We start from the raw sequence: 8,786 nt of genomic DNA on the forward strand, positions 1-8,786 counted from the left end.
CCTACTTAAGACTGTCAACTCTTTTGACCAAATTTTTTCAAGTTTTTTTTGAAGCAGTTGAAACCCTTGCAGGGTAAAGGTTTTAGGCTATAGTATTTTTGAGAGTAGAGAAAAAAGTCATAAAATTGTGAGTAAGGTTGGGATTTTGCCGCCGTGGATAGTTTTAGATCCACTGTTACGTGGCTGGTTGTTGGAGGATATTGGTCGCGGCGATCGCACAACAAATAGCCTAATAACCTTAGATGTCACACCAGGAACAGCTACGTGGATAACGAAAGCGCCTGGAATAATTGCTGGCTTACCAATTGCAGCCAGGGTATTTCAGCTTTTAAATGAAAACGTTAGCTTTGTGGCGGTTTCGGCTGAAGGTGAATCATGTGAACCAGGACAAATAGTGGCTGAAATTCATGGATCGCTAGATGCGCTGCTGATGGGGGAACGGGTTGCTCTCAATTTAGTTATGCGTTTAAGCGGTATTGCAACCTTAACTAATAGATATGTAGAGCAAATTGTTGATTTACCTGCTCAGTTAGTGGACACGCGCAAAACTACGCCAGGACTGAGGCTGTTGGAAAAGTATGCAACTGCCGTCGGTGGGGCGATTAATCACCGGATGGGGTTGGATGATGCGGTGATGATTAAGGACAACCATATTGCAGCGGCTGGGGGAATTGGAGAAGCAATTACCCGTATCCGTTCTCAGATTCCTTACCCTTTGACGATAGAGGTAGAAACGGAAAGTTTAGAGCAGGTGAAAGAAGCTCTAAAATATCAAGCCGATATTATTATGTTGGACAATATGTCAGTAGATCTAATGCGTGAGGCGGTGCAGTTAATTCGCCAACATAATACTAGGGTAAAGATTGAAGCGTCGGGAAATGTGACTTTGGAGACTATTCGTGCTGTGGCGGAGACAGGTGTTGATTATATCTCTAGTAGTGCGCCGATTACTCAGTCAAAGTGGTTGGATTTGAGTATGAGGATTCAACTTTAAATAATAAGGCTAATCAGTAGTTATCATATTCAACAAAGTTTGGCGTGTTCGGTTAGTAATTTTAGGATGTGTTGTCTGTATTCATTGATGGTAGCTATTGTTTAATTACCAATAAAAGTTTTTCGGGATTAAGGTAGTTAATTATACTAAGTTTAAAGTACAATTTAAAAACTTTAGGTGCAATAGCTATTAGCATCCATAAACCATCATGTATAACGACGAACTAGAAGCACGTAATTTATCTCTGGAACAGCTTTTTTTAGATCCTAATAATCCTCGTTTTTCAAGCGAACGTGACAAACCCACTTCTGAAAACAAAATTCCTGATCAGAAAATACAAGAAAGAACTCTCAAAAAAATGATTGAGAGTTTTGGAGTTAAGGAAGTACGTGACAGTATTCTTCGGAACGGCTTTTTACCTATGGATCGTATAGTAGTACGACCAATTAATGGCCACGGCGATAAATATGTTGTTGTAGAAGGAAATCGTCGTCTTTCTGCACTTAAAGACCTTCATCGTCTCATTGAAGATGGTGAAATTAGTGAAGAGGGAATTGATGAGGAGTATCTCAACAGGTTGCAATCTTCAACGCAAGAGGTTGAGGTGCTGCTGTACAAAGGTAATTCTAATGATATTTCTTGGCGACTTCAAGGTATCCGGCATATCTCTGGAATTAAAGAGTGGTCTCCAGCTCAACAAGCTATTCTAGTTGCGCGACTAGTAGATGAGGGTAAATCCTTCACAGAAGTAAGTAAAAAAATTGCCAGAAGTTAAGTAAAAAGTGGCTTGCAGCAAATTTTCTAATTTCCATCTGGGTTTGGTGTATTGTCAAATTCGGGATGTTTTGCCGAGTATGGGAGACAATGAAGGGCATAATGCTGTACTAAGGCAGCCCTCACTTGCACTAGGTAACTATATTTTAGGGTTAAAATAATCAAGCTTTGAGAATATCAAACTCTCAACAGCCACATTACGCCTGTGACAGATAACATTTATATATGAACGCTACACAAGAACAACTAAAAGAGAAATTTGGGCAGGCAATGGTTGCTGCTTTTGGCGGTGAATACGCTGGAGTAGATCCGATTCTAGTACCTGCAAGCAATCCTAAATTTGGTGATTATCAGGCGAATGTGGCTTTATCCCTGAGTAAAAGGTTAGGAAAGCAACCAAGGGCGATCGCCTCTGCTATCGTTGAGAAATTAGATGTATCAGAAATCTGCGAATCGCCAGATATAGCCGGGCCTGGCTTTATTAATCTGAAACTGAAAACTACATACTTGGAAGCGCAACTTAACGCTATTCAGGCAGATTCTAGATTGGGTGTGCCAATAGCAAAAACAGCACAGCGGGAAGTTGTAGATTTTTCCAGTCCGAATATTGCCAAGGAAATGCACGTTGGGCATCTGCGGTCAACTATTATTGGTGATTCTATTGCCCGGATTTTGGAGTTTCTTGGACATGATGTCCTGCGGTTAAACCATGTGGGTGATTGGGGTACTCAATTTGGGATGTTAATTGCCTACTTACGGGAAGTTTACCCAGAAGCACTTACCACTGCCAATGCTTTAGATATTGGCGATTTAGTCAGTTTTTATCGCAAAGCGAAACAGCGCTTTGATGCAGATGAAGCTTTTCAGGAGACAGCACGCCAAGAAGTTGTCAGACTACAAGCAGGTGCAGAAGATACACTTCATGCTTGGAAATTGCTGTGCGAACAGTCAAGACAGGAGTTTCAAGTAATTTATGACTTGCTGGATGTCAAGGTAACAGAACGGGGAGAATCTTTTTATAACCCCTTGCTACCAGGAATTATAGAAGATTTAGACAAATCTGGATTACTGGTAGAAAACCAAGGAGCGAAGTGTGTATTCTTGGAAGGGTTTACTAACAGAGAAGGTGAACCGCTGCCTTTGATTGTGCAAAAATCTGATGGTGGTTATAACTACGCTACGACAGATTTAGCAGCTTTGCGCTACCGAATTCAACAAGATGAGGCAAAGCGCATTATTTATGTAACCGATGCTGGACAATCAAACCATTTTGCCCAATTCTTTCAGGTCGCACGTAAAGCGGGATGGATTCCTGATGATGTGGAACTCGTTCATGTGCCCTTTGGGTTGGTACTGGGGGAAGATGGCAAGAAGTTCAAAACTCGCTCAGGCGATACAGTACGGTTACGGGATTTGTTAGATGAAGCAGTTTCTTATGCTCGTGCAGATTTAGAAGTTAGATTAAAAGAAGAAGAGCGCGAAGAAACACAAGAGTTCATTAATAACGTTGCTGAAGTAGTTGGTATAAGTGCAGTTAAGTATGCTGACTTAAGCCAAAACCGCACGAGTAACTACATTTTCAGCTACGAGAAAATGCTGGATCTTAAAGGTAATACTGCACCTTATATGCTGTATGCTTATGCGCGGATTCAGGGAATTAGTCGCAAGGGTGGTATTAACTTTAATGAGTTAGGAGAAAATACCAAAGTTTTGTTGCAGCATGAAACAGAGTTGGCGTTAGGCAAGTATTTACTTCAACTTGATGAAGTTATTAGTACTGTAGAGCAAGACTTGCTGCCTAATCGTTTATGTGAGTATTTGTATGAGCTGAGTAAAAAGTTTAATCAGTTTTACGATCGCGATCGCGGGGTTCCGGTACTAACTGCGGAGGAACCACTGCGCACATCTCGCTTAGTTCTGTGTGATTTGACTGCTAGAACCCTAAAGCTAGGACTATCCCTGTTGGGAATTCAGGTACTAGAAAGAATGTAGAAGTTTGAAAAACAAAACTAGGCAGACGCGAATTTCAGGATAATTAGGAGGCGATCGCAATTGCTACAAAAAGGCAAAAGTTAAAGTGCGATCACTTTCTGAAGACAGCTTTATCTGCAAATAGAAACATTATATTTTTGTTTATAACTGTTATCTCACATCAACGGTGGTGGCGTATTGACGCAAGGGAATCTCAATTACAAATTCTGTTCCTTGATTGAGTAAAGAAATACAATGCAATTTTCCTCGATGTTTTTCTGTAATAATTTGATAACTAATTGATAAACCTAAACCAGTACCTTTACCAATTGCTTTGGTAGTGAAAAAAGGGTCAAATAATCGCTTTTGCACACTTTCTGGCATACCAGAGCCATTATCAGCAATGCGAACAATTACCTGTTTATTATCTATCAATTCAGTTTTTATACGAATCTGAGGAGTATTAATATTTTGGTCATTAATAAATGATTCTTCTAAAGCATCAATTGCATTCACCAAAATGTTCATAAATACTTGATTGAGTTGTCCAGCGTAACATTCTACTAATGGCAGATTGCCGTATTCTTTGATAACTGCTATTGATGGATATTTAGTTGTATCCTTAAGGCGATGTTCCAGAATCATCAAAGTACTGTCGATACCATCATGAATATTTACCACTTTCATTTCTGCCTCATCCAAGCGAGAAAAGTTTCGCAGAGATAGGACAATTTCTTTAATTCTTTCGGCTCCAACTTTCATCGAAGTTAGTAATTGTGGCAAATCTGTAACTAAAAAATCAATATCAATCGCTTCTGCTTCGTCTTGAATTTCTGCTACTGGGTCGGGATAATGCTGTTGATAAAGTAGCACCAGTTTGAGTAAATCTTGAATATATTGATTAGCAGGGGTAAGATTACCATAAATAAAATTGACTGGGTTGTTAATTTCGTGTGCTACTCCTGCTACTAACTGTCCTAAACTGGACATCTTTTCACTCTGCACTAATTGAGTAGCTAGTTGTTTAGCCTCTTCCCGTAATTTTGCCTCTGATTGTCGCAATACTTCTTCTGCTTGTTTGCGCTTGGTAATGTCGTGGAGAATGACGACATATTCTCGAAAGTCTTGATGGGGTCGGTCTGAAATAGAAACTTCTAAATTTTTGATTTTAGCGTTATGAAATAAGGTGTGTTCACTACGCCTTGTCCACTCTTCTGGATAGTAAGCTAATTCGGGCAACCATTCGTTGAGATGATGCCCTAAAAGAGCAAATGGATTAACACCAAAAAAAAATTCAATTGCTGGGTTTGCTTGCCAAACGATACCTTGTTCATCTGTTACGACAATACCATCTTGGGCAATATGAAAAAGGTGTTCAGCCGCCTCTCGCGCTTCAGCGATCGCCACTACCTGAGGTAAACTTGTCCAACAGGCGATCGCTACTCCAACAAATGCCACCGTCATCAGCAGAACAACGACTAAATTTTGAAAATTTGTACTTGCAACTTTATTTAAATGCCAACCAAATAAACAGCCAACTAAAACAGCACTACACAACAGAAAAATTAAGATGCTCACTTGTAGCATCACCGAATCTTGAAATTGGTTCGACCGCCGTGATTGATAAAGTTTTAACCACCAATTAGCGCCGAAAATAGCAATAGGAATGCGCCGCACTAACGCATCAATTGTTAATACAAAAAACGGTGCTAACAATCCGATAAGAGAAGATTGCCAGCCCCAAGCAGAACTTCCTACTAATAAGATTATTACCTCTAGCAAAAAGATACCTAGAGTAAACTTTGGAAGCACTACATCAAACTTAGCTCGTTGTTGCCATAAACCTAAATGCACCAGCATAAATGATATAAACCAAGCTGCATTTGCCGCTGCAACGATGTGAGATACATTACCCCAAATAAAATAAATTAACCCCAAAAGCAGGCTTAAAGCGAGAGATGGGCCAAATACCCCACGAGGTGAGACTACAGAAAATACTGATGCAAAATGTTTATCTACAGCTAACTGATAAATAATTCGAGGGCAAAGAGAAACTGTCGTCGCTGAACCTAATAAACAAGCACCAGCTAGTAAAAAAGTAGCGATCGCTGGGGCAAAATTTCCCCAAAATGGTGTAGAAGCTGCAACAAAATTTAAAAAAGCATTATCGTCTAGATTTGGATCTGTTGCTAAACGCATGATTACCCAAGAACCACCCACAAACACTGGTAACATTAACCAGGCAGCAATATCTAGAAACCTCAAAGTTTTATTAGGTTCACGACTATCAGCAACAAAGGATGAGGCAGTTTCACAGCTGTAGACTGTATAGCTAACGAAATAAAACCATTTTGCCCAATCAACAAAGCTGAAAGATGACCAATTATTAGGAAAAAAGCCAGGACTATTACTAGAAAACGCTAAAAATCCAAGACCTTGTAGACAAAAAGTAAATAGCAAGATGCAGGCAGGAATTGCAAAAAACATATGTAGAATGCTTAATGCACGTGTGCCACTATAAGCAACAACAAAAGGTAATAATATAAAGCTAATCCTGAGTATTTCTTCTGGACAGCTCATCCCTAATGCCTCAAGATTCACTTTGATGATATCTGTCAGCACAACAGCATTAACTGAGAGGAAAGCAAGCCAACCCAAGAGATATCCTATCGCTGCATATCGGGCAATTATTGGGTAGCGTTGCCACAGTCTTGTTGCATAATTAGGAGTTCCTCCAGATACATCCAATAAACTTCTACCTAAATGCTTCATCTGATAATTCAGTAGCATTCCAACAATCACAGCCGGAACCCAGACAAAAACAGCTTGTGTTCCTAAAGCAGCATGAACAGCTGGCACTACTGATGTCCAAGCAAGGTGGGATGTTAGCCCAAAAGCCCAAGTCTCCCAAGAACTCAAGCTACGTGGTAAACCACGGAATGACGGCTGATGCAGCACTGTACTATCGGAATGAATCATAAGTAATTACTCTAGGAAACTTTTCTCATCTCACTAGTTAGAGTTCCCACTGTATAGGTGTAATCAACATAACGGGTAATTGAGGGAAAGGAGGAGACTCCTTCTTTCTCTTGTCACCAATCCCTATAAAATTCTCAAAACTTTAATTTTCTAGAATTTCTGTGCTTTGCCAGATGTTATGTTGATTTGAATTGAAGCTGACTAAAACAAGTTAGTAGTAGCAAAATTAACAACGCATGGAAGGCAGATTAATTGTATTTGAAGGGGTCGAGGGCTGCGGCAAAACTAGCCAAATGCAGCTTTGTTCTGAGTGGTTGCAAAGTCTTGATATCTCTGTGTTACTTACTCGTGAACCAGGAGGAACAGAGTTAGGGTTGCAGCTTCGCCGCTTATTGTTAGAAAAGGCAGAGAACAAACCAATTACTGAGGTGACAGAATTATTGTTGTATGCTGCCGATCGCGCGCAACACGTTGAACAAGAACTAAAGCCAAATTTAGCAGCAGGCAAATATATTTTGTGCGATCGCTACACTGACTCGACCATTGCCTACCAAGGTTATGGACGGAGTTTAAATATGAGTTTAATTGAGCAGCTTAATTATATTGCTACTGGTGGGTTAGCAAGTGACTTAACTATCTGGCTAGATGTTGATGTAGAAGTGGGACTTGCCCGAAAACGGGGACAAGAAGCAGGATTAGACCGAATTGAACAAGAAACAATCGCTTTTCATCGCCTGGTACAGCAGGGATATGCAGAGTTAGCCGCATCTCATCCAACACGAATTGTGCGCGTAGATGGAAGCTTGACCAAAGAAGCTGTACAACAAATCATCCAAGGTATTTTAGGCGATCGCTTAAAATCCTGGCTAGCTTTTTAAATTTTTTACATCATGTGGTATCTTTTATATTGGTTTACCGGTTGTGACAATTTAAAAGTATATTCTCGTAATTGAATAGCACTATTTCTCACAAGTTATGCAAGCATAATTTGTCGGATTGAAATCAAATATGATTTCGGAAGTTTTTAATTAATTAGATAATTTGACAAAGTTTTGTATGACTTATTTTGCGATCAATCTAAGTCATATAAACTTTGTGGAGTTTTCCTGCCAAATCTGGGTAATAGCCTAGTGATGCTATGCAAAATTCCCAAAATATCATCTTAAAGCTTCTTTGAAATCAGCCAAATAACCTACACTTGCAAGGCATTGTTCGATAGTGGGTGAATTTTGACTGTCTTGTGCTAATCGTCAATAAACAAAGTTGGAAAATAACAATTTTACCAACTATCAATTTAGCTAACCACTAATTGGGTACTAAAATTATGAGTCCAGAACAAGCTACAAACCAGCCTCTTTGGATACAGGACAGAGATACTGTCATTGCTAATGATGCTAATGTTGAGTGGCGATATCAAACACGTCCTGACTACTCCCGTACCAATCAATTTTTGCAAAAACAAAGCAAATATAATCACCTTGAAGGTTCTTTAGAAGCGATCGTGCAAAATTTAGTCAGAACCTTTGAGATGGAAGCATCTTATAAAAGCAATCCCCAGCAGTGGATTTCGATTGTGACTGAAAAGTTTCGTATGATAACAAACGCTGGGCCAGCTTACACAGCTGAGGACATAGTAGAAGCGGGAACGTACAATCTATTTCTTGGCGATACAGAACAATATAAGTCCTCAGAAGAAGACTTTGAATCATCAGCACACACTTTCCATCAAGCATTTCCCAATGGATTTTTGTGGGAATTAGTCGAAGTTTTATCAGGGCCGCCAAATGTAACATTCAAGTGGCGTCATTGGGGAAATTTTAGCGGCCCATACAAAGAACACGCACCTACAGGCGAGACTGTAGAAATAGTTGGTATTAGTATTGCTCGCGTTAACGAAGACTTAAAGATTTTGTCTTTAGAACATTTTTTTGACACCAGTTCGTTTTTGAATAAACTGGCAACAGGCTGTCCTTTCCATTAAAAAATTTCATCCCTGGCAATCTTTGAGCAAGCGAACTGAGGGACTGAGGAAGAGTTAGAACTTGACGCATACAGTTTAAAACTCGTT

The 8,786-nt window shown here is 39.8% G+C and carries 6 protein-coding genes; 5 read left to right on the top strand and 1 reads right to left on the bottom strand.

Annotation, left to right across the window (positions count from 1 at the left end; all coding sequences use genetic code 11):
• The first annotated feature begins 127 nt into the window (after nt 1–127).
• The 3 genes from nadC (at nt 128) to argS (ending at nt 3,760) form a co-directional block, all read left to right on the top strand.
• Nucleotides 128–994: a carboxylating nicotinate-nucleotide diphosphorylase gene (gene nadC / locus AC5JL8_RS23940; protein ID WP_495882172.1), complete on the top strand. Its 867-nt coding sequence runs from the start codon at nt 128–130 to the stop codon at nt 992–994.
• A 208-nt stretch (nt 995–1,202) separates the two neighbouring features.
• Complete coding sequence (locus tag AC5JL8_RS23945; protein WP_495882173.1) at nt 1,203–1,769, top strand: ParB N-terminal domain-containing protein; 567 nt, start codon at nt 1,203–1,205, stop codon at nt 1,767–1,769.
• A gap of 224 nt (nt 1,770–1,993) precedes the next feature.
• Nucleotides 1,994–3,760, top strand: a complete 1,767-nt coding sequence (gene argS / locus AC5JL8_RS23950) for an arginine--tRNA ligase (protein WP_495882174.1) — start codon at nt 1,994–1,996, stop codon at nt 3,758–3,760.
• A 150-nt stretch (nt 3,761–3,910) separates the two neighbouring features.
• Here the strand turns inward: argS and AC5JL8_RS23955 are convergent, their stop codons facing one another.
• Nucleotides 3,911–6,718, bottom strand: a complete 2,808-nt coding sequence (locus tag AC5JL8_RS23955; protein ID WP_495882175.1) for an ATP-binding protein — start codon at nt 6,716–6,718, stop codon at nt 3,911–3,913.
• 236 nt (nt 6,719–6,954) lie between these two features.
• Between AC5JL8_RS23955 and tmk the strand changes: the two genes are divergently transcribed.
• Both tmk and AC5JL8_RS23965 read left to right on the top strand, forming a co-directional pair.
• Nucleotides 6,955–7,596, top strand: a complete 642-nt coding sequence (gene tmk / locus AC5JL8_RS23960; protein WP_495882176.1) for a dTMP kinase — start codon at nt 6,955–6,957, stop codon at nt 7,594–7,596.
• Nucleotides 7,597–8,042: 446 nt separating this feature from the next.
• Nucleotides 8,043–8,699: a SnoaL-like polyketide cyclase gene (locus AC5JL8_RS23965; protein ID WP_495882177.1), complete on the top strand. Its 657-nt coding sequence runs from the start codon at nt 8,043–8,045 to the stop codon at nt 8,697–8,699.
• The last annotated feature ends 87 nt before the right edge of the window (nt 8,700–8,786 follow it).

Source organism: Mojavia sp. (genome assembly GCF_059505145.1).

Coding starts and splice junctions, on each gene's coding strand:
- AC5JL8_RS23945 (WP_495882173.1), top strand. CDS start 1,203: ATGTATAACGACGAACTAGAAGCACGTAATTTATCTCTGGAACAGCTT.
- AC5JL8_RS23955 (WP_495882175.1), bottom strand. CDS start 6,718: ATGATTCATTCCGATAGTACAGTGCTGCATCAGCCGTCATTCCGTGGT.
- AC5JL8_RS23965 (WP_495882177.1), top strand. CDS start 8,043: ATGAGTCCAGAACAAGCTACAAACCAGCCTCTTTGGATACAGGACAGA.
- tmk (WP_495882176.1), top strand. CDS start 6,955: ATGGAAGGCAGATTAATTGTATTTGAAGGGGTCGAGGGCTGCGGCAAA.
- argS (WP_495882174.1), top strand. CDS start 1,994: ATGAACGCTACACAAGAACAACTAAAAGAGAAATTTGGGCAGGCAATG.